Below are 22,326 nucleotides of genomic sequence, written 5' to 3'. Positions count from 1 at the left end.
CGGCATCCCCTCCGCGCCGTCTACCAGGCGTGCAGGGTCGCGGCCACGGCGTCGTGCTCGTGCTCGGGGAGCGCGAGGAGCACGGCTTCGGCGAGCGTGAGCTCGGCGCCGGCCGCCTCGCCCGCGGCGACGCTCGCCGCGTCCCGCCCCCGCAGGATGTCGAGGTACGGCGTGTGCACCGTGAACGCCTCGACGTCGAAGATGCCGATGCGCCGGCGGATCTCGCCGGCGGCGACCGCGAGCGCCGCCGCCCGCCAGGCCTCGCCGTGCGCCGCCGCGACGGCGCACACGCCCTCCAGCCCGTAGGCGACGCCCTCGTCGTAGTGCAGCCGCACCGACATGAGGAGCGTGCGCACGAACTCGTGCTCGGCGGTCTCGAGGTGCCCCAGCTGGAAGTTCAGGCGCGAGCGCAGGTTGCCTGCGACGGAGGTCGTGAACAGGTCGCCGTGCTCCCGGGCGACCGCGGTGGCGCGGTCGAAGTGGGCGAGGGCGTCGTCGGTCGCCCCGCGCACCCACGCCAGGCGTCCGAGCGAGACCTCGGTGATCGCCTCGGCCCACGCGTTCCCCTGCTCCCGCAGCCGCACCACGGCGTCGCGCAGCTCGGTCTCGGCCTTGTCGGAGTCGAGGTCGGAGAACTGCACGCGCGCCGTCGCGCGCGCCGCGAGCGCCATCGCCGCGGCATCCGGGTCGCCCGACTCGGTGAACAGGCGCACGCACTCGCCCAGCCCCGCCACGACCTGCTCGCTCGGTCGCTGCCACATCTCGCCCCACAGGGCGAAGAACCACGCGATCGCCCGCGTGTGCGGCGTGATGGGCTGGTCGTGCTGCTTCTCCAGGAGCTCGAGCATCCACACCCGCACCTCGGCGAAGAAGCCCGAGATCCACCAGTAGATGAGGAGGCTCCACGCGAAATCCCCGGCGTCGTCCAGCCGGTCGGTGTGCACGAGGTGCCGGACCGCGGCGCGCAGGTTCGGCAGCTCCAGCCCGAGCCGCGCGACGGCGTCGGCCTGACCGGGCCCGCCGAGGTCGGGTGCCACGCGCCGCACCAGGTCGCAGTAGTAGTCGGCGTGCGCACGGCGCACGCGCACCGCTTCGCCGCGCTCCTTGAGACGGCCCAGGGCGTACTCGCGCACGATCGCCAGCAGCGAGAACACGCGCCGGCCCCCCAGCTCCCACTGCTTGACGAGCGAGCCGTCCACGAGCGCCGCGAGCGCGTCGATGGCCTGGCCGTCCCACGAGCGGCCCCGGCCGAGCGCCTCGACGGCGTCGAGCGTGAACCGCGTCGCGAACACGCCGAGGTCCTCGAGCAGGTCGCGCTGCACATCGGGCAGCAGGCTCACGCTCCAGTCGATCGTCGCCCGCATCGTGCGGTGGCGCTCGGGCAGGTCCCGGACCGCCGCCGTCAGCAGGGGCAGGCTCTGCCCCAGGCGCTCCGCGATGCCCGCGGGACTCAGGATGCGCACCTTCGCCGCGGCCAGCTCGATCGCCAGCGGCAGGCCCTCCAGCGTGCGGCAGATCGCCGCGAGGTCGGCGGCGTTGCCGGGCGTCACGTCGAAGCCGGGGTCTATCGCCTTCGCGCGGTCGACGAACAGCGCGACCGCCGCCGTGCGCGTCGCGGGGTCGAGGCTCGCCGGCAGCTCGCCGCGCGGCGTCGGCAGCGGCGGCACCTCGTACACGCGCTCGCCGCGGATGCGCAGCACGATCCGGCTCGTCACGAGGAACGTCGCCGCCGGCGCCACCGTGTACAGCCGCACGAGGACGGGCGCGGCATCCACGATCTGCTCGAAGTTGTCGAGCACCAGCAGCACGCGGCGGTCCGCGAGCGCGTGCGCGATGCGCTCCTCGAGAGCGGCCTCGCCGTTGTCGCGGATGCCGAGGTGGTACGCGATCGTCGGCAGCAGCAGCCCGGGCTCGAGCACGCCCTCCAGCAGCACGAAGTACACGCCGTCCGGGAACAGGTCGTCACACGCGCGCGCCGTCTCGATCGCCAGGCGGCTCTTGCCGATGCCGCCCGGACCGACGAGGCTCACCACCCGGTCGACGCCGCGGGCGAGCAGCGTTCGCACGGCCTCGATGTCGCCGTCGCGGCCGATCGTCGTCGTGTACGGCACGGGCACGCGGCCGGCCAGCGACGTCGCAGCGCCCTCGGGCGCAGCATCCGCACGGGACTCGTCGAACCGTTCGGCGAGCAGCATCGCGAGGTCGGCGGCGACCTGGTCCTCCAGCTCGGCCGCCGAGCGGAAGTGCAGGTACGCGGCGGTGTCGTCGTCCTGGATGCGCGCGATGAGCGCGCCGAGGCGCTCGTCGCGCTCGTCGCCGTCCTTGACATAGATGAGCTTCGGCATCTCGGGCGGAGCGAGGTTGTACTCGTCCTCGAGCCCCGACACGTCCTCGCCGGGCGCCACCCACCCGTAGCTCGCGCCGTAGATGCCGACGAACACGTCGCTCTGCGCGAGATAAGAGCGGTACAGCTCCCGCGGCGGATGCGGCCGAGCCCCCAGCTCGAACATCACCGGCGCGAGTCTCAGGCGCTCGACGGCGGCCTTCACCGCCTCACGCTCCTCCGCGAGCTCGCGCAGGGTCGAGCTCACGAACACCCGGATCCGCTGGTCGGGCGTGCGGATCACGGGGGATCGTCCCCCAGTCATGACCACATCATGGCCCTGCCGCGCGCGTCCCGCCACAGGTTTCGGTACACCGGTGTATCGGCGTGTCGCTCCCGTCGCGTCGCGTGGATGCCGCCACCCGTGGCCGTCGCGTGCTCGCAAGGGGTCTACCGGCAGGCGTCGTCGAGGCGTACCTTGTGCGCCGGGGAGGGCCGCACACCGCGACCTTCGAATCTGGGGAGGTACGGAATGAAGCGATTGGTCGCGGGCTGTGCGCTCGCAATCGGACTGGTGCTGGCGGGCGCGGGGGTCGCCAACGCCGGTGAGGCCACCGGCAACGGAAAGGACACCCACGGCGCCGGCAACGGCCATTCGTCGGAGTGCGCCTTCTCGGGGCAGGACACGCCCGACGCCATCGAGGGCAACCCCGAGGGCTTCGACGACGACGCCCTCGCGATGAGGGGCAACCAGAAGAACGGCTACCACGGCACGCAGAGCTACGGCATGTTCGTGCGGGCCGGACTGAAGGACATCGTCCCGTCGCCCGGCGTGGCCTGCAACGGCAGCGGCAAGGGCTGATCCGAGCGCGCTCACGCGCATGGTCCGGCTGACGGACCGCCGTCGGGGTCGTCGCACACACCGCGCGACGACCCCGATGCTGTGAACAGTCTGCGAGAATCGGGCTTATACCGCAGCATCCGAAACTCGTCAAGAATCCGACTGGACACGGCGCGTCGTCCGACGTATAGTAGGTCTTTGCGCTCTTGGATTCCCCCTGCCCTCATATGGTGGTCGGCTGTGCCTGCGCCCCCTCGCTCGTCGCGAGGCGTGGTGCGCGGGCTTCGGGGACGAAGAGCACTCCACCTGACGACAAGGAAACGAGCCCTACGGGCCCACGGAGGTAATCCCCTTGGCTGCTGCGCGCAACGCATCCAACCCCACCACCACCCCCAAGAACGGACGCGGAGCTTCCCGCCTCTCGTTCGCCAAGATCTCCGACACGCTGACGGTCCCTGACCTTCTCGCGCTGCAGACCGAGTCGTTCGACTGGCTCGTCGGCAACGAGGCATGGAAGGCCCGCGTCGCCGACGCGAAGGCCGCCGGTCGCACCGACGTGCCCGAGGTCAGCGGCCTGGAGGAGATCTTCGAGGAGATCTCGCCCATCGAGGACCTGAGCGAGACCATGCAGCTCTCGTTCACGAACCCGTACCTCGAGCCCGAGAAGTACTCCATCGAGGAGTGCAAGGAGCGCGGCAAGACGTACGCGGCCCCGCTCTACGTCGAGGCCGAGTTCATGAACCACCAGACCGGTGAGATCAAGACCCAGACGGTCTTCATGGGCGACTTCCCGCTCCAGACCGACAAGGGCACGTTCATCATCAACGGCACCGAGCGCGTCGTCGTGTCGCAGCTCGTCCGTTCGCCCGGCGTCTACTTCGACAAGACCCCCGACAAGACCTCCGACAAGGACATCGTGTCGGCGCGCGTCATCCCGTCGCGCGGTGCGTGGCTCGAGTTCGAGATCGACAAGCGCGACCAGGTCGGCGTGCGCATCGACCGCAAGCGCAAGCAGTCCGTCACGGTCTTCCTCAAGGCCCTCGGCCTCACCTCGGAGGACATCCTCAACGAGTTCGCCGGCTTCGAGTCGATCGAAGAGACGCTGTCGAAGGACACGATCCTCACCAAGGAGGACGCGCTCCGCGACATCTACCGCAAGCTCCGTCCGGGCGAGCAGGTCGCCGCCGAGGCCGCCCGCGCGCTCCTGGACAACTTCTACTTCAACCCGAAGCGCTACGACCTCGCGAAGGTCGGCCGGTACAAGATCAACCACAAGCTCGGTCTCGACAAGCCGCTCACCGACTCGGTGCTGACGGTCGACGACATCGTCGCCACGATCAAGTACCTGGTGCGCCTGCACCGCGGCGACGTCGTCTTCGACGGCGTGCGCGGCGGCAAGCCGGCCGAGATCCGTCTCGACGTCGACGACATCGACAACTTCGGCAACCGTCGCATCCGCGCGGTCGGCGAGCTCATCCAGAACCAGGTCCGCACCGGTCTGTCGCGCATGGAGCGCGTCGTCCGCGAGCGCATGACCACGCAGGACATCGAGGCGATCACGCCGCAGACCCTGATCAACGTCCGTCCCGTCGTGGCGGCGATCAAGGAGTTCTTCGGCACGTCGCAGCTGTCGCAGTTCATGGACCAGAACAACCCGCTCGCGGGTCTGACCCACAAGCGCCGCCTGTCGGCCCTGGGCCCCGGCGGTCTGTCGCGTGAGCGCGCAGGCGTCGAGGTCCGCGACGTCCACCCGTCGCACTACGGCCGCATGTGCCCGATCGAGACGCCGGAAGGCCCGAACATCGGTCTGATCGGCTCGCTCGCCTCGTTCGCCCGCATCAACGCGTTCGGCTTCATCGAGACGCCGTACCGTCGCGTGGTCGAGGGCAAGGTCACCGACCAGATCGACTACCTGACCGCCTCGGAGGAGAGCGACTACATCGTCGCGCAGGCCGGTGTCGAGCTGAAGTCCGACGGCAGCTTCGCGCAGGACCGCGTCCTGGCCCGCCGTGGAAACGGTGGCGAGGTCGACCTCTTCCACTCGGACGAGATCGGCTACATGGACGTCTCGCCGCGCCAGATGGTGTCGGTCGCGACCTCGCTCATCCCGTTCCTCGAGCACGACGACGCCAACCGCGCCCTCATGGGTGCGAACATGCAGCGCCAGGCCGTCCCGCTCCTCCGCTCGGAGTCGCCCGTGGTCGGTACCGGCATGGAGGGCTTCGCGGCCATCGACGCCGGTGACGTGGTCACCGCCCAGAAGCCCGGTGTCGTGGTCGAGGTCTCGGCCGACGTCGTCACCGTGCAGCTGGACGAGGGCGGCACGCAGGACTACTTCCTGCGCAAGTTCGACCGCTCGAACCAGGGCACCTCGTACAACCAGCGCGTGGTCGTCTCGGCCGGCGAGCGTGTCGAGGCCGGCGAGGTCATCGCCGACGGCCCCGCCACCGAGAACGGCGAGCTCGCGCTCGGCAAGAACCTCCTCGTCGCGTTCATGACGTGGGAGGGTCACAACTTCGAGGACGCGATCATCCTCAGCCAGAACCTCGTGAAGGACGACGTGCTCTCGTCGATCCACATCGAGGAGTACGAGGTCGACGCGCGCGACACCAAGCTCGGCAAGGAGGAGATCACCCGTGACCTCCCCAACGTCAGCCCCGACCTGCTGAAGGACCTCGACGAGCGCGGCATCATCCGCATCGGCGCCGAGGTGCGTCCCGGCGACATCCTCGTCGGCAAGGTCACGCCCAAGGGCGAGACCGAGCTGTCGGCCGAGGAGCGCCTGCTCCGCGCGATCTTCAACGAGAAGAGCCGCGAGGTGCGCGACACGTCGCTGAAGGTCCCCCACGGCGAGCAGGGCACGATCATCGCGGTGAAGGAGTTCAACGCGGAGGACGGCGACGACGAGCTGGGCTCGGGCGTCAACCGCCGCGTCGTGGTCTACATCGCGCAGAAGCGCAAGATCACCGAGGGCGACAAGCTCGCCGGCCGCCACGGCAACAAGGGTGTCATCGCGAAGATCCTCCCCGTCGAGGACATGCCCTTCCTCGCCGACGGCACTCCGGTCGACGTGATCCTCAACCCGCTCGGCATCCCGGGTCGAATGAACTTCGGCCAGGTCCTCGAGCTGCACCTGGGCTGGATCGCCAAGCAGGGCTGGAAGGTCGAGGGCACCCCCGAGTGGGCCGCGCACCTGCCCAAGCAGGCATTCGAGGCTCCGGCCGGCACCAAGGTCGCCACGCCGGTGTTCGACGGCGCCTTCGAGGACGAGATCGCGGGTCTGCTCGACTCGACGACCCCGAACCGCGACGGCGTGCGCCTGATCGACTCGACGGGCAAGACGCAGCTGTTCGACGGCCGCTCCGGTGAGCCGTTCCCTGCACCGATCTCGGTCGGCTACATGTACATCCTGAAGCTGCACCACCTCGTGGACGACAAGATCCACGCGCGCTCGACGGGCCCCTACTCGATGATCACCCAGCAGCCGCTCGGTGGTAAGGCGCAGTTCGGCGGTCAGCGTTTCGGTGAGATGGAGGTGTGGGCCCTCGAGGCCTACGGCGCCGCGTACGCGCTCCAGGAGCTCCTCACGATCAAGTCCGACGACATCCTCGGCCGCGTCAAGGTCTACGAGGCGATCGTCAAGGGCGAGAACATCCAGGAGCCCGGCATCCCCGAGTCGTTCAAGGTGCTCATGAAGGAGATGCAGTCGCTCTGCCTGAACGTCGAGGTGCTCTCGGCCGACGGCACGGCTGTCAACCTGCGTGACACCGACGACGACGCCTTCCGCGCAGCGGAGGAGCTCGGCATCAACATCTCCAGCCGCTTCGAGTCCTCGTCGATCGACGAGATCTAAGCGCGCCAGGTAACGAACGAATTTCCGACACAGGAGAACCAGTGCTCGAATCAACCACTTTCGATCAGCTTCGCATCGGCCTGGCCACCGCTGACGACATCCGTCGTTGGTCCTACGGCGAGGTCAAGAAGCCCGAGACCATCAACTACCGCACCCTGAAGCCCGAGAAGGACGGTCTGTTCGGCGAGCAGATCTTCGGACCCTCGCGCGACTGGGAGTGCGCGTGCGGCAAGTACAAGCGCGTCCGCTTCAAGGGCATCGTCTGCGAGCGCTGCGGCGTCGAGGTCACCAAGTCCTCGGTCCGCCGTGAGCGCATGGGCCACATCGAGCTCGCCGCGCCCGTCACGCACATCTGGTACTTCAAGGGCGTCCCGTCGCGCCTCGGCTACCTGCTCGACATGGCGCCGAAGGACCTCGAGAAGGTCATCTACTTCGCGGCGTACATGGTGATCTCGGTCGACGAGGAGGCGCGTCACCGCGACCTCTCGACGCAGGAGAACAACATCCGCCTCGAGCTCAAGACGCTCGCGGACCGCCGCGACGCGCGTGTCGCAGCCCGCCTCCAGAAGCTGGAGGAGGAGCTCGCCGCGCTCGAGGAGGAGGGTGCCAAGGCCGACCAGAAGAAGAAGGTCAAGGACGCCGCCGAGAAGGAGATGGCCTCGATCCGCAAGAACGCGGACGACCAGGTCACGCGCCTCGAGAAGGTGTGGGAGGACTTCCGCAACCTCGAGGTCGGCCAGCTCAAGGGCGAGGACGAGATCTTCCACGAGCTGCAGGACCGCTTCGGTCAGTACTTCGAGGCCCACATGGGTGCCGAGTCGATCAAGCGCCGCCTGGAGAGCTTCGACCTGCAGGCCGAGGCCGACAGCCTCCACCTGCAGATCTCGGAGGGCAAGGGCCAGCGCAAGATCCGTGCGATCAAGCGCCTGAAGGTCGTCAACTCGTTCCTCGCGACCGGCATGAGCCCGGCCTCGATGGTGCTGGACGTCGTCCCGGTGATCCCGCCGGAGCTTCGCCCGATGGTGCAGCTGGACGGTGGCCGCTTCGCGACCTCCGACCTGAACGACCTGTACCGCCGCGTGATCAACCGCAACAACCGCCTCCGTCGCCTGATCGACCTCGGTGCCCCCGAGATCATCGTCAACAACGAGAAGCGCATGCTGCAGGAGGCCGTCGACGCGCTGTTCGACAACGGCCGCCGCGGTCGCCCCGTCACCGGTACCGGCAACCGCGCCCTCAAGTCCCTGAGCGACATGCTCAAGGGCAAGCAGGGTCGCTTCCGCCAGAACCTGCTCGGCAAGCGCGTGGACTACTCGGGCCGTTCGGTCATCATCGTCGGTCCCCAGCTGAAGCTGCACCAGTGCGGTCTGCCCAAGCAGATGGCGCTCGAGCTGTTCAAGCCGTTCGTGATCAAGCGCCTGATCGACCTCGGTCACTCGCAGAACATCAAGGCCGCCAAGCGCGCCGTCGAGCGCACGCGTCCCGAGGTCTGGGACGTGCTCGAGGAGATCATCCGCGAGCGTCCCGTGCTGCTGAACCGTGCGCCCACGCTGCACCGTCTCGGCATCCAGGCCTTCGAGCCGCAGCTCGTCGAGGGCAAGGCCATCCAGCTGCACCCGCTCGTCTGCGCGGCGTTCAACGCCGACTTCGACGGTGACCAGATGGCCGTGCACCTGCCGCTGTCGGTCGAGGCCCAGGCCGAGGCCCGCATCCTGATGCTGGCGTCGAACAACATCCTGAAGCCGTCGGACGGCCGCCCGGTGACCCTGCCCTCGCAGGACATGATCATCGGCCTGCACCACCTGACCACGGTCAAGGAGGGCGCTGCCGGTGAGGGTCGTGTGTTCGGCTCGGTCGGCGAGGCGATCCTGGCGAAGGACGAGGGCACCCTCGACCTGCAGGCCAAGGTCCGCATCCGCATCCCCGGTCTCGCCTTCCTCGAGGGCGAAGCTCCCGAGGGCTACGAGCGCCACGGCCTCGTGGACGCGTCGCTGGGCCAGGCGATCTTCAACGACACGCTCCCCAAGGGCTACCCGTTCGTGCGCGAGCAGGCAGACAAGGGCAAGCTGTCGCAGATCGTCAACAAGCTCGCCGAGGAGTACCCGAAGGTGGAGGTCGCGGCTTCGCTCGACCGCATCAAGGACGCCGGCTTCTACTGGGCCACGCGTTCGGGTGTGACGGTCGCGCTCAGCGACATCCTCACGCCGCCGAACAAGGGCGAGATCGTCGCGGGCTACGAGAAGCAGGCCGCGAAGGTCCAGGCGCAGTTCGAGAAGGGTCTCACCACCGACGCCGAGCGTCGTCAGGAGCTCATCAAGATCTGGACCGAGGCGACCGACGAGGTCCAGAAGGCGATGCGCGACCACTTCCCGGCCGACAACACCATCAACCGCATGGTCTCGTCGGGCGCCCGTGGTAACTGGCTGCAGATCCGCAACATCGCGGGTATGCGAGGCCTGGTGAACAACCCGAAGGGTGAGATCATCCCCCGTCCGATCATCTCCTCGTACCGCGAGGGTCTGTCGGTGGCGGAGTACTTCATCGCGACGCACGGTGCCCGTAAGGGTCTGGCCGACACGGCCCTCCGTACCGCCGACTCGGGCTACCTGACGCGTCGTCTCGTCGACGTCTCGCAGGACGTCATCATCCGGGAAGAGGACTGCGGCACCACCAAGGGCCTCGAGTTCGTCATCGCGGCGCCGAACAGCGACGGCGAGCTGGTGCGCGACGCGAACGTCGAGAACTCGGTGTTCGCCCGCACGCTCGCGGCCGACGCCGTGGCCCCGACCGGCGAGGTCGTCGCCTCGGCCGGTGAGGACGTCGGCGACGTGCTCATCGACAAGCTGGTGGCGGCCGGTGTCGAGTCGATCAAGGTGCGCTCCGTGCTCACCTGTGACTCGGCGGTCGGCGTCTGCGCGAAGTGCTACGGCCGTTCGCTCGCGACCGGCAAGATCGTCGACATCGGCGAGGCCGTCGGCATCATCGCGGCCCAGTCGATCGGTGAGCCCGGCACGCAGCTGACGATGCGTACCTTCCACACCGGTGGCTCGGCCTCGGCCGACGACATCACGCAGGGTCTTCCCCGCGTGCAGGAGCTGTTCGAGGCCCGCACCCCCAAGGGCGCGTCGCCGATCGCCGAGGCCGACGGCCGCATCACGATCGACGAGACCGACAAGTCCAAGAAGGTCATCCTCACGCCCGACAACGGCGACGAGCCGCACGTCTACCCGGTCCTGAAGCGCGCGACGCTCCTGGTCGAGGACGGTCAGCGCGTCACGGTGGGTCAGCCGATCCTGGTGGGCACGCTCGACCCCAAGGAGGTCATGCGTGTCATGGGTGCCCGTGAGGTGCAGAAGTACCTCGTGAACGGCGTACAGGGCGTGTACCGCTCGCAGGGTGTGCCGATCCACGACAAGCACATCGAGGTCATCGTCCGTCAGATGCTGCGGAAGGTCACCGTGGTCGACCACGGCGACACCACGCTGCTGCCGGGCGAGCTGGTCGACTTCAAGAAGTACCAGAACATCAACCGCGAGGCGGTCGGCGAGGGCAAGCGCCCGGCGTCGGGTCGTCCCGAGCTGATGGGTATCACGAAGGCGTCGCTCGCGACCGAGTCGTGGCTGTCGGCCGCGTCGTTCCAGGAGACCACCCGCGTCCTGACGCAGGCGGCCATGGAGGGCAAGAGCGACCCGCTCATGGGCCTCAAGGAGAACGTCATCATCGGAAAGCTCATCCCCGCCGGAACGGGCCTCGCGAAGTACCGCGACGTCACGGTCGAGGCGACGGAAGAGGCCAAGAGCGAGCGGTACCCCAACCGCATCTTCGCCTCGGACGGCGCGTACACCGACGCCGACCTGAGCTACGTCGACTTCGACAGCTTCTCGACGGACGGCTTCTCGACCGACTACAACTGAGCGCACGGTCTCTGACCGCACTCACGAAGGGCCCCGGTTCGCCGGGGCCCTTCGCCGTTCCCGCGGGGGAGAGGGGATGCCGGCGGCCGCGGCACCGGGAACGGTCGGCGCCTGCCGCGCGCCGTGGCGTGGCATCCCGTCCGCCGACTTACCGTGGAGGTGACGGTCGGGGGGACCATGGCACGGATCGGCGGGCGCAACTCGTGGATCGCCGTGCCCGCGGGGATGCTGTGCGCGGGGGTCGTCGGCGCGCTGGTGTGGCTGGCACTGCCCATGGTGCCGGTGTCCATCGCGTGGCTCGGCGACACGCTGCGCACGGCGACGGCGCCCCTTCCGACTCAGACCGCCGTTCCGACGCCGGCGCAGGATGCGGCGACCGGCGTGGCGGTCGACTGCCGCTCGATCTACTCCGAGGATCTGTGGAACGAGCTGATGTGGCATCCCGGGTCGCTGCTGGGTCAGTCGCTGGCCGCGCCGACGACCGATGCCCGCGCCTTCGCCGACGCGGTGTCCGCGGACGTCGCGGTCACATGCGTATGGCGCTTCGACGGCGGGGGGATCGTGACGACGCTGGCGAGGGTCGACGCGGACGCGCAGGGGATCGCCGAGCCGTCGCTGACCTCTGACGGGTTCACGTGCCGGTCGTCCGGCGCCGCGCTGGACTGCACGCGCACCCAGGGGGGCGTCGTCGAGGAGCACACCCTGCGCGACGGGCTGTGGCTCGTCAGCGTCGAGACGGGATGGCACCCCGACGACTTCGGCGCCCGCCTGGAGCGTCAGGTTTTCGGGTAGCCGACAGAGTCCGGTGAGCTCGTGTCAGCCGAAGACGGCCGCGACCACCGCGGTCGTGTAGCCGGTCGGCGCGAGGTTCGAGTACCGGGTGTCGATCAGCACGCCGTCGCGCCAGTACAGCGTGCGCCCCGACGTGACGGGGTAGTTCGGATCCTGCCAGGTCTTCTCGCAGCGGGTGCCGGCGTCGGGGGTGTAGCAGGTGAAGCCCTCGTCGTCGGCGAGCTTGTTGAGCTGCTCCAGCGCCGGGCCGCGTGACACGTACGAGATGGTCGTGACGAGGCTCGTGGCGTCGGCTGCCGGGTCGCCCCACACGCAGATGAGGCTGCCGTCGGGCTGGGTGCCCGAGGGGCCGAAGGCGGGATCGTTCAGCGGAACGCCCTCGAGCTGTGCGAGGACGTCGGCGTTGAGGATCGCACGGCAGTCCGTGGGGATCTCGGCCTGCGCCGTCGGCGTCGGGGTGGGCGTGGGAGTGGCCGAGGTGCTCGCCGACGGTGTCGGCGTGAAAGTGAGGCCGCCCTCCGGGGTGTTGTCGGGCGCGCACGCGGTGAGCGCCGCGAGAGCGAGGAGGAGGGATGCCGCCGCCACGGCGAGTCGGGGCGCTGGGGGTGCCATCGATCCAGGCTAGTCGGCGCGGGCCGTCCGCGCCGCGCCCGGCACGCCTCCGCGGCATGCGAGAGGGCACGGGATACTGTCGCACTGCCGGGTACACGCCCGGCGTGAGGAGTGCTGACGATGAGTGACCCCAAGTCGTCCTACGGCGAGCCCGTCGAAGAGCCCGGCGGCGTCGACGACGTCGTCGGCCGCGCGAACGAAGGCCTCGCCGAGGCGGAGGCCGCAGGACGCGGCGCCGACACCGCCGACACGTCAGATTCCGAGACTCCGGCCGACACCGCCGCGGAGGCTCCGTCGGCGCCCGCCGAGGTTCCGGCCGAGCCCGAGCCGGCGGCGGCCGAGCCGGCGGCCCAGCCCGCCGCACCCGCCGCCGAGCCCGACCCGTGGGACTCGGCGGAGGCGGCATCCCTCGACGTCCCGCCCTCGACCGCGGCCGACACGGCCGTGTACTCGTCGGCGGCCGACGAGGCGCCGACCGTCGTCGACGCGCCCGTCGTCACCCCGAGCGAGCCCGTCGTGGCTGAGCCGGCCGTCGTGGTCGCCGCGGCCGCGCCGCAGCCTATCTTCGTGCAGGCGCCCGAGGCTCCGCGGCTGCGCGGCAACCGCGCCGCCGCCGGTGCCATCGGCCTGCTGGCGGCGCTCTCGTTCGCGGTGCTGTACCTCGCGCTCGGGCTCGGCGTCCGCGCCATCGAGGGCGACGTGACGGGCGACAACATCGGCACGACCGCCCTCGACGCGCTCGGCACGTGGTCGCTGTGGGTGCCCGTGGTCGTCTTCTTCCTGGCCTTCTGGCTGCTCGGCGCGATCATCAACCGCGGCCGCTGGGGCGCGTGGGTCATCTTCGGACTGCTGGTGGGAGCCGCTGCGTACGGCGGGCACATCCTGGGCGCGCTGTTCCAGGCGCCGTTCTGGGAGCTGACCGCCAGTGAGGGCGGCGACCTCGCCGAAAGCCAGCTGCTGACCCCGCTCGCCTTCGGCGCGTTCGTGATCGGCCGCGAGCTGACCATCTGGTTCGGTGCGTGGGCGGCCGCACGTGCGAAGCGCGTCACCGAGCTCAACATCGAGGCGCAGCGCGAGTACGAGCGCACTCTGGAGGCCGGCCCGCAGCTCGTGCGGCAGTAGCCTCTGCATTCCGCGAGACCCAGGATTCCCGCCGGAGCAGGTGACGATGTCACCGGCTCCGGCGGGAATCACCTGTTTCGGCCAGGGGAGCCCGGCGGCCGGGGCGGACGTACCCTGGAGGTATGGCCGCCGACGGAGCCCCGGGTGCGTCAGGAGGGCCTGTGCGACCCGCCGTCGCGCTCGCCTTCTCGACGATCGGCTTCGTCGCGCTCACGATCTTCGGACTCGGCATGGTCAGCCTCGCCACGGGAGAGGACGTCATCGCGACTTCCGGCCTCGGACAGGTGCCGGGCATCGTCGGCATGATCCTCTCAGTGCTGGCCTTCGCGGGCGGACTGTGGGCGTCGATCGGACGCCGGGGGCGGACGCCGTCGTTCGGAGGAGTCGCGTGGACGACGGCCGCCTGCTTCCTCGCCTACATCGGCGGCGTGTGGTTCGGCGTGCTCACCACCGGCGCGGGGCTCGCCGTGGCGGCCGGTGTCGCGGGTCGCCTCGCGACGTCATGGTTCGGTGCGGTCGTGGCCGGCGCCGCCTTCGTGAGCGCGTGGGCGGGCATCGCCCTGGTGCGGACCCGGGCGCATCGGCCGCGGTGGCCGTGGGAGGACCCCCGGGACGCCTGACCGGCACGGGAAACCGCCTGATTGCGGGCGAGTCCGGATGCCGCGTACTACCGTTGACCCCGTGGAGCGGTCGCTCGAGACCCAGGTCAGCCAGGCGGTGGACGCCTGGCTCGCGTGGCTGCCCCGCTGGGAGCCCGCCACGCACCGTGGACGCACGGCCCCGTGCCGCCGCTGCTTCGGCTCGCCGGTGCTGTCGGCGGCAGGCCTCGGCGCGGATGTGCCGCACGGTGTGCAGCACGGACTCTCGACGCGTGTGAAGACGATCGTCGACCGGGCGGTCGCCGAGTACACCGCGTTCAACCTGCCCATGCTCCAGGCCGAGCTCGACCAGCAGGCGACGCGCAACCGTGCCCGCAGCTATCGACCGGGCGAGGGGCTGGATCCCGAGTTCGAGGGCCTCCCTCTCGACCCGGATCCGGTGCCCGGAGCGCCGTTCCTCTTCACGATCGCGGGGCTGGCGGAGGAGGCGGACGCGGATGTGCCGGCGCTTCCGCCGCTGACCGACGAGGCCAAGGCTGCGCTGCGACAGGAGGTGGGGCTCGCCGACGACTACGCCAACATGGTCGGTCGCGAGGTGTGCACCATCCTGCTGCACCACCGCCTGCGGATCCAGGCGGCCGTCGCCGAGTATGTCGAGCCCCAGATCGAGGCGATGCTCGCCGACCTGACGAAGTCTCTCGACGCCCCGTTCGACCCCCATGAGTCCGACGAATTGGACTGAATCCAGCAATGCGGTCGCGGGCGTGATCCGCGACCGGGATACCCGGGTACCGGTGGCGCGTCACCAGAATCGATTTTGTTAGGCTAGCCAGGTTTGTTGCCGCGCATGGGTGCGTGATGCGATACGGGCGGATCGGCATGGGGAGGTACGTTGGCCACACGGCTTCCCTCGGCGCCCCCGATCGTCCCGGGCCTCGCCTACATCCGCCCGCTCGGCTCCGGCGGATTCGCCGACGTCTTCCTGTACGAGCAGGACATGCCGCGTCGCAATGTCGCCGTCAAGGTGATGCCCAGCGACGTGCGTGATCCCGAACTGCGCCGCATGTTCAACGCCGAGGCCGACGTCTTGGCGCACCTGTCGGCACACCCCTCGATCGTCACCGTCTACCAGGCGAGCATCTCGGCCGACGGCCGCCCCTACATCGTGATGGAGTTCTGCCCGGGATCGCTGTCGCAGCGCTACCGCGTCGAGCGGATGCCGGTCGACGAGGTGCTGGCGATCGGCGTGCGCATGGCGAGCGCACTGGAGTCCGCCCACCGGGCCGGCCTCATCCACCGCGACGTCAAGCCGAGCAACATCCTCATCACGACCTTCGGCACTCCGGTCCTCGCCGACTTCGGCATCTCGGCATCCCTGCAGCGCAAGAGCGGCGGCGAGGTCCTCGCGATGTCGATCCCGTGGAGCGCGCCGGAGGTCGTCGCCGAGCAGACCAGCGGCACCGTGGCCAGCGAGGTGTGGAGCCTCGGCGCCACCGTCTACTCGCTGCTGGCCGGGCACAGCCCGTTCGAGCGGCGCGAGCGCGGCCAGAACACGAAGGACCTGCTGCGTCGGCGCATCGCGCGCGCGACCTACGTCGAGATCCCGCGGCACGACGTCCCGGTGGCGCTGCAGACCATGCTCGCCACGGCGATGAACCGCGACCCCGCCCGTCGCTACGACTCGGCGCGGGCGTTCGGAGAGGCGCTGCGGTCGGTGCAGGCCGAGCTCGGCCTCTCGCCCACGCCGCTGGAGATCCCGGACGCGGAGTGGTCGCCGGCATCCGCGCCCGTCGATTTCGCCGACTCGGGTCTGCGGGGTCCGGCGCGCTCGCGCGTCGAGCGCGACGTCACCCGCAAGTCGCGTGCCGGCACGGGCGTCGCGGGCCTCGCCCGCGACGAGGACACCGAGATCTCGTCGCCCGCGCGTCGCCGCGACGGCGGCGCGCTCCGTCGAGCGCTGCCGTGGCTGATCGGCGTCGGGGCGGGCCTCGTCGTCGGTGCGGGCGCGGTCGTCGCCACGCTGGTCGCGACAGGGGCGCTCTGATGGCGGAGGGCCGGCGCATGCGTCGAGGCACCCTTGTCGGGCTCGTGGCCGCCGGCGCCGTCGTGGCCGCGGTCATCGGCGTGAGCGTCGTCTGGCCCGGACTCGACGCCCAGGAGACCCCCGACGTCGACACCGCCGTGTGGGCGCTGCAGACCGGCGAAGGCCGCCGCTACGCGCGCGTCAACACGTCGGTCGGCGAGCTCGACACCGTCCGCAGCATCAGCAACCCCGACCAGGTCGTGCAGACCGGTGAGGGTGCCTACCTCTTCAGCGACAGCTACAGCACCGTCACCCGCATCGACGAGTCGATGCCCGCCGACCTGGACGAGGAGACGCTGCAGTCCTCGCAGAAGACCCCCGCGGGCACGACCGAGGTCGTCACCGCGGGGGACTATGCGGCCTACCTCACCGACTCCGGCGCGGTCTACGCCGGACGCCTGTCGGGCGGCGACGCCACGAAGCTCGACCCGTTCCCGTCCGATGACGAGAACGCGCCGCAGTACACCGCCGACGCCATCGCCGTCGACACCCGCGGCATGCTGTTCGCATACTCCCGCGCCGACGGCTCGGTGCTGCGCTACGAGATCGGCGAGGCCGATGTGCGCGGTCGCGACGCGTTCGACCCCGAAGGTCTGTCGGCTCCGGCGATCACCGCCGCCGGCGACACGTGGGCGGTCGTCGACACCGAGGACGGCGACGTCTGGCTGCGGGGCCAGGATGCCGTCACGCAGGCGCCGATGACGAGCACCGTGGTGGTCGGGGCGCCCGACGCGCGCGGCTCGGACATCTACCTCGCCGATGACACCACACTCGTGCGGGTGCCGGTCGACGGGTCCGACATGCAGGTCGAGGTCGGCGGCGGCACCGGTGCCGTCGTGGGCACGCCCGCGCAGCCGATCACCCACGACGGCGTGACCTACGCGGCGTGGCTCGGCCAGGGCGACACCGGCGGCCTGCTGTGGCGCTCGGACGGAGGCACCGTCCCGCTCGACTACGACGGTGAGACGATGGGCGACGCCCGCCGCCCCGCCTTCGTCGCCGGCTCGTCGGCCGTCATCCTCAACGAGACGCGATCGGGCTGGGCATGGTCGGTGCCCGACGGCGCGCTGATCACGTCGAGCCAGGACTGGACGCTGGACGACCGCACCGACCCCGACGCCGTCCCCAGCGACGACCAGCTGCAAGTGGTCCTCGACCCGAAGCCGCCCATCGCCGAGCCGGACGCCTTCGGCGTGCGCCCCGGCGCGCTGGCGACCCTGCCGGTGCTGCTCAACGACCACGATCCGAACGAGGACGTGCTGACGATCGACCCGTCATCGGTCACGGGTCTCGACCCCGGGTTCGGCGCGGTGTCGGTCACCGACGACGGCCAGCGGTTCGCCGTGCAGGTCGCACCTGACGCGAGCGGGTCGGCGACCTTCTCGTACGCCGTCACCGACGGCACTGCCGAGAGCGGGCTGAACTCCGAGCCCACGACCGTGACGCTCACTGTCGCGGGCGCCGGCGCGGAGTCCGCACCGCAGTGGTGCGGCGTCGAACGCTGTCTCGTGGAGTGGCCTCAGCCGGAGGTCGCGCTCGGCGGCACCGTGACGGTGCCCGTTCTGAACGGCTGGGTCGACCCGGAGGGCGACCCGCTGCTGCTGCTGTCGGTCGAGAACCCGATGGGCGTCGGCAGCGTCGCGGCCACACCGGGCGGCGACGTCGTCTACCAGCACAGCGACGACGGCCAGACCGGCGAGCAGATGATCGAGCTGTCGGTCACCGTCGCCGATACGCAGGGGCAGACGGCGGTCAAGTCGCTCGTGGTGCGGGTGTCGCCGCAGCCGAAGCTCGCCGTCCAATCGTTCGCCGTCACCGACACGGTCGCGTCGAGCATCACCGTCGACGTGGCGGACCACGTCACAGGCACGGCGGGCACGCTCTCGCTCGACTCGGTGCGCGTGCTCGACGACGCGGCGGCGACCGCGACGGTCGTCGGCGGCTCGACGTCGTTCGACTTCACGTCCAAGAGCCCCGGAACCTACCGGATCGACTTCACCGTGACCGACGGCACGAGCGAGGCGACCGGCACGGCGCGGATCACGCTGCTGCCCGCCGATGCGCCCGCCCAGCTGGCGACGTCGCCGGTGGTGGCGTTCGTCCACCCGCAGGAGGACGCGACCCTCGAGGTCTTCGACGCCGTCTCGAACCCGACGCGACGCGTGCTGCTGCTGAGCGACGTGGTCGCCCGCGCCGACGACGGCGCCACCCTGTCGGTCGACGCGGTGGGGCAGAACCATCTGCGCGTGTCGGGCACGACGGCGGACGGCAGCCCCGGCCGGCTGGGCACCGTGACGTACCTCGTGAGCGACGGAACCGAGGACACCGGCTCGAGCGTGGAGGGCCAGGCGACCGTGTATCTCCTGCCGCCGGCTCCCGAGCTCGCGCCCATCGCCGTCGACGACACCGTGGTCGTGCGCGCCGGAGCCCAGATCGACATCCCCGTCCTCGACAACGACATCTCACCCGCGGGCGGACGCCCGACGCTCAACCCGGCGTCGGTGGCGTCGTCGACGCCCGACGCGCTCGCCTTCGCCTCGGGCGACGTGCTGCGCTATCTCGCCCCCGACGAGCCTGGGGAGTACGGCGTCGACTACTCGGTCTTCACCACCGGTTCGCCCTCGCTCGCCGACGCCGCGACCGTGCGCGTGCAGGTGATCGACGACGACGCCAACCGGGCGCCGACCGCCGACACGATGGAGGGGCGCGTGCTCAGCGGCCAGTCGGCCCAGATCGAGTTCGACGGCTTCGGCATGGACCCCGACGGCGACGTCGTGACCCTGGACCGCATCGTCGAGCAGCCGCAGCGGGGTGCCGCGACGATCGCGGCGGACGGGGCATCCATCATCTACACGAGCGTTCCGGGCGACAAGGGCCAGATCTCGTTCCGGTACCGGGTGGTCGATTCGTTCGGCGAGAGCGCCGAGGGCACGGTGCGCATCGGCGTGCTCGACAGCCAGGCGAACCCGAGCCCCATCACCTACACCGACTACGTGCAGGTGCAGGCCGGCGAGGGCAACACGATCCGCGTGAGCCCGCTGTCCAACGACGTCGACCCGACCATGGGCACGCTGGCGGTCACCGACATCCGCCCCGACGCGCCCACCACGCTGATGGATGGCAGCGAGAACCCCGAGTACGCGCGCCTGAACGACCGGATCCTCGACGTCGACGACGCCACTGTGGTGATCGCGGCAGGCGACGAGCCGGCGACGATGTCGTTCCTGTACGACGTCGAGTCGTCGTCGGGCAACACCGGTCGCGGACTCGTCGTCGTGCGCGTCGTGCGTGAGAGCGTGCCCGACTTCCCGGTGGTCGCCGACACGAACCTCACCGTGGAGACGCGCGACGACTTCCCGCGCGGGGTCGACGTGCTGGACGGCAAGGTCACGTGGTCCGGCGGCGACGTGAAGGACCTGACGCTGTCGCTGTGGGGCGAGCCCGACGACGTGTCGGTGCAGGGCTCCGAGCTGCGCGGCGAACTGCCCGAGAAGACCCGTCTGATCCCGTTCGCGGTGACCGGCACGAACTCGTCGGGCGACGAGGTCACGTCGTACGGCTTCCTGCGCGTGCCCGGCGACGACGACCTCGCCCTGACAATGCGGGCCGGCGCGCAGACGCCCGAGGTCACCGAGCAGGAGTCGACGTCGTTCGACATGGCGGACCTCGTGGCCCGTCCCAAGGGCACGCAGCTGGAGGTCGGCGCGGAGGTCAAGGCGTCCGGCGCCCGCCCCGAGGCGGTGTGCACGGTCGAGTCCGGCACGACGGTGCGCTACGACGCCGGCACCGGGGCCCCCTGGGTGGACGCGTGCCAGGTGCCGGTGCGCCTCGACGGCAAGACCGACTGGACCTACCTGTCGGTGCCGATCACGGTGAAGCCGCGCGACCCGCAGCCCGAGCTGCGCCCCGCATCGATCACCGTCGGCCCCGGTGAGACCGCGACCTACGACCTGAAGACCATGACGACCTGGCAGCTGCGGGCCGACTGGGACGGCATCGTCTACGCGACGGACCACTCCGGCGGCGCGTTCGAGGTCAGCCAGAACGGCTCCACCCTCACCGTCACCGGCGCCGACCGGGCCGTGCCGGGGTCGGAGGAGGTCGTCATCGTGTCGGTGACGAGCCACCCGGCCGTCGCTCCGGCGCGTCTCATCCTGCGCGTCGGCGCGGCGCCGTCGACGCTCCCGCAGGGCGGGTCGGTCGTGCAGCAGTGCACGCAGGCGTCGGGCTCGTCGTGCGGCATCCCTGTGATCGGCGCGAACGGAGAGGTCAATCCGCTGCCGGGCACGCCGCTCGAGCTCGTCGACGTACGGCCCACCGGCGCGTGCGCGGGTGTGAGCTTCGCCGTGGCGTCGGTCACGTCGGTCACCGCGACCTGGACGGGCGACGCCCCCGGTGCGACCTGCACGGCGTCGTTCTCGGTGCGGGACGCCCAGGGCCGCATCACCAACTCCGAGCGCGACGGGCGTGTGCTGCTCGACCTGCTCGGCTACCCCAAGGCGCCCGCGAGCGTCGCGCAGGCCTCCTATGCGAACGGCAGCGCGACGCTGCGCGTCGACCCGGGCGAGGCGCGACTCGCGTATCCGGCGCTGACCGGCTTCGTCATCCGCACGAACGGGCAGGAGGTCGCCCGCTGCACCGCCGACGGCGCGTGCCCGGCGATCCCCGCGCCCAACGGCGAGCAGCGCACGTACGAGGCATGGGCGGTCAACGCGGTCGGCGAGTCGAAGTCGAGCGTGCGCACCGTGGCGTGGGCGTACGACGCGCCGCCGGCGCCGCAGAGCGTCACGGCCGAGCCTGTCGTGACCGGCGACGGTCAGGGCGGCATCGTGTCGCTGATGATCGACGGCATCGACACCGGATCCACCGGCAGCCTCGAGATCACGAGCGACACCGGCGAGACGGTGCGAGTGCCGGTGAACGGCAACCGCCCGTCGGTCGAGGTGCCCTCGTACCGCGTCGGCACGAACCACGCGGCCCTCGTCAGGGTGACGCCGTTCTCGAAGTTCGACCTCCCGCCGGGACTCGGCGGCAGCACGTCGGGCGGCTCGGTCACCCTGCAGACGAACGGCGTCGGAACCCCGCAGTCGCCGCTGCTCACGCTGACGTCGGCGTCCAACGGCGACGGCACGTCGACGATCACCGCCAGCGCGTCGTCGATGATCAACGGCGACGGCTCGACGCGTCGCTACGGCGTCGTGCCGGACGGCCAGCGCTGCGTCGCCGAGAACCAGGCAGCGGGCACGTACACGACGACCTTCACGGTCAACGACGGCGACGAGTACACCTACCGCATGTGCGTCGAGTCGTTCTGGGGCGGCCGGTCCTACGGTCGCGCCGAAGACACTGAGAGCACTCGGGCCCAGCAGTCCGGCAGGACGCCGAAGGGGTGGACGTTCGCGGTGGATGCCACACCCAACGTCGACGCGAACGCCCGCCGTGCCGACTGGATCATCCGCGAGCAGCCCTCCACCACCGAGAAGATCCCGAACCGCAACCACGTCGAGTTCTCGGGCTGGAACAACGGCACGTCCGTCGTCGGCCAGGACCCCGGCATCCGGGTCCGCTACGTCCACGACTGGTGGGGGACCGCGACGGACTGGGCGACGGTGACTCCCAAGGCGGGCAGTGCGCCGTACCAGGTGCAGGCGACGTGGGGGATCACCTCGTGCGTCGGCGGTGGCCGGATCGCTGCGGCCGGGCAGTCCTCGGGCGGCGGAGCGACGATCACGTTCGACTACTCGGCGGCCCGCTACTTCAACAAGCGCGGCAAGGACATCACCGACACCGCCGACCGGACCGCGGTGCCCTTGGGCGCGGCCCGTGTCGAAGGCGTCGTGGTGACCGTCGACTGGAGCGCGCAGGGGTGGGGGCTGTCATCGGCGGGCGCCACGGTGCCGTCGTCCGGGTGCAGCTCCGTCGAGCCCCTTCCCACCGGGGTCGAGGCCGGATCACCGGGCCGCTTCATCTCCGACTACGACCGCATCCCCGGCAACCTCAGCGAGCTGCGCTCGATGGGCAGCCTCAGCCAGAGCGCCGCCTGGGCCGAGGGCCAGTACGTCGTGCTCGGCGACGGCAGCGAGGCCTACTGGGATGCCGCCGCCTGGCAGGCCGGCCGCGCTCCGGCGCCGCCGCCGGCGACCACCCCCTGAGCCCTGCCGCCGGGAACCCCCGTCCGCCGGCATCC

11 protein-coding genes are annotated in these 22,326 nt (G+C 70.6%); 9 read left to right on the top strand and 2 right to left on the bottom strand.

Going from position 1 to position 22,326, the window contains the following annotated elements:
* Positions 1 to 20: 20 nt before the first annotated feature.
* Positions 21 to 2,627, bottom strand: a complete 2,607-nt coding sequence (locus ACFWJ8_RS13590; RefSeq protein WP_378812233.1) for an ATP-binding protein — start codon at positions 2,625 to 2,627, stop codon at positions 21 to 23.
* Positions 2,628 to 2,855: 228 nt separating this feature from the next.
* Here ACFWJ8_RS13590 and ACFWJ8_RS13585 point away from each other — a divergent pair, with 228 nt between their 5' ends.
* The 4 genes from ACFWJ8_RS13585 to ACFWJ8_RS13570 all read left to right on the top strand — a co-directional run bounded on the left by ACFWJ8_RS13585 (position 2,856) and on the right by ACFWJ8_RS13570 (position 11,723).
* Positions 2,856 to 3,185, top strand: coding sequence for a hypothetical protein (locus tag ACFWJ8_RS13585; protein ID WP_378812231.1), 330 nt, complete (start codon positions 2,856 to 2,858; stop codon positions 3,183 to 3,185).
* 331 nt (positions 3,186 to 3,516) lie between these two features.
* Positions 3,517 to 7,017: a DNA-directed RNA polymerase subunit beta gene (gene rpoB / locus ACFWJ8_RS13580; protein WP_378812229.1), complete on the top strand. Its 3,501-nt coding sequence runs from the start codon at positions 3,517 to 3,519 to the stop codon at positions 7,015 to 7,017.
* 41 nt (positions 7,018 to 7,058) lie between these two features.
* Positions 7,059 to 10,931 carry a DNA-directed RNA polymerase subunit beta' gene (gene rpoC / locus ACFWJ8_RS13575; RefSeq protein ID WP_378812226.1) on the top strand — a complete coding sequence of 1,291 codons (3,873 nt, stop codon included), beginning with the start codon at positions 7,059 to 7,061 and terminating at the stop codon, positions 10,929 to 10,931.
* Between the two features lie 177 nt (positions 10,932 to 11,108).
* Positions 11,109 to 11,723: a hypothetical protein gene (locus ACFWJ8_RS13570; protein WP_378812223.1), complete on the top strand. Its 615-nt coding sequence runs from the start codon at positions 11,109 to 11,111 to the stop codon at positions 11,721 to 11,723.
* Between the two features lie 24 nt (positions 11,724 to 11,747).
* On the opposite strand, the gene ACFWJ8_RS13565 is transcribed toward ACFWJ8_RS13570, so the two are convergent.
* Positions 11,748 to 12,335: a hypothetical protein gene (locus tag ACFWJ8_RS13565; protein ID WP_378812221.1), complete on the bottom strand. Its 588-nt coding sequence runs from the start codon at positions 12,333 to 12,335 to the stop codon at positions 11,748 to 11,750.
* A gap of 120 nt (positions 12,336 to 12,455) precedes the next feature.
* On the opposite strand from ACFWJ8_RS13565, the gene ACFWJ8_RS13560 reads away from it, so the two are divergent.
* The 5 genes from ACFWJ8_RS13560 (at position 12,456) to ACFWJ8_RS13540 (ending at position 22,291) form a co-directional block, all read left to right on the top strand.
* Positions 12,456 to 13,457, top strand: a complete 1,002-nt coding sequence (locus ACFWJ8_RS13560; RefSeq protein WP_378812219.1) for an ABC transporter — start codon at positions 12,456 to 12,458, stop codon at positions 13,455 to 13,457.
* Positions 13,458 to 13,618: 161 nt separating this feature from the next.
* Entirely contained in the window at positions 13,619 to 14,077 is a 459-nt protein-coding gene (locus ACFWJ8_RS13555; RefSeq protein WP_378812217.1) for a hypothetical protein, read from the top strand.
* A gap of 61 nt (positions 14,078 to 14,138) precedes the next feature.
* The gene (locus tag ACFWJ8_RS13550; protein WP_378812214.1) at positions 14,139 to 14,798 is read left to right on the top strand and encodes a spermidine/putrescine ABC transporter substrate-binding protein; all 660 of its coding nucleotides are present in this window, start codon (positions 14,139 to 14,141) and stop codon (positions 14,796 to 14,798) included.
* Between the two features lie 150 nt (positions 14,799 to 14,948).
* The gene (locus ACFWJ8_RS13545) at positions 14,949 to 16,100 is read left to right on the top strand and encodes a serine/threonine-protein kinase (protein ID WP_378812212.1); all 1,152 of its coding nucleotides are present in this window, start codon (positions 14,949 to 14,951) and stop codon (positions 16,098 to 16,100) included.
* Between the two features lie 17 nt (positions 16,101 to 16,117).
* Positions 16,118 to 22,291 carry an Ig-like domain-containing protein gene (locus ACFWJ8_RS13540; protein ID WP_378812209.1) on the top strand — a complete coding sequence of 2,058 codons (6,174 nt, stop codon included), beginning with the start codon at positions 16,118 to 16,120 and terminating at the stop codon, positions 22,289 to 22,291.
* The last annotated feature ends 35 nt before the right edge of the window (positions 22,292 to 22,326 follow it).

Source organism: Microbacterium sp. NPDC058389, assembly GCF_042722305.1.
Classification (GTDB): domain Bacteria; phylum Actinomycetota; class Actinomycetes; order Actinomycetales; family Microbacteriaceae; genus Microbacterium.
Note: the sequence above shows the minus strand (reverse complement) of the source record. Positions and strands in the feature narration are given on the sequence as shown.

Coding starts and splice junctions, on each gene's coding strand:
- ACFWJ8_RS13565 (WP_378812221.1), bottom strand. CDS start 12,335: ATGGCACCCCCAGCGCCCCGACTCGCCGTGGCGGCGGCATCCCTCCTC.
- ACFWJ8_RS13585 (WP_378812231.1), top strand. CDS start 2,856: ATGAAGCGATTGGTCGCGGGCTGTGCGCTCGCAATCGGACTGGTGCTG.
- ACFWJ8_RS13570 (WP_378812223.1), top strand. CDS start 11,109: ATGGCACGGATCGGCGGGCGCAACTCGTGGATCGCCGTGCCCGCGGGG.
- ACFWJ8_RS13560 (WP_378812219.1), top strand. CDS start 12,456: ATGAGTGACCCCAAGTCGTCCTACGGCGAGCCCGTCGAAGAGCCCGGC.
- ACFWJ8_RS13540 (WP_378812209.1), top strand. CDS start 16,118: ATGCGTCGAGGCACCCTTGTCGGGCTCGTGGCCGCCGGCGCCGTCGTG.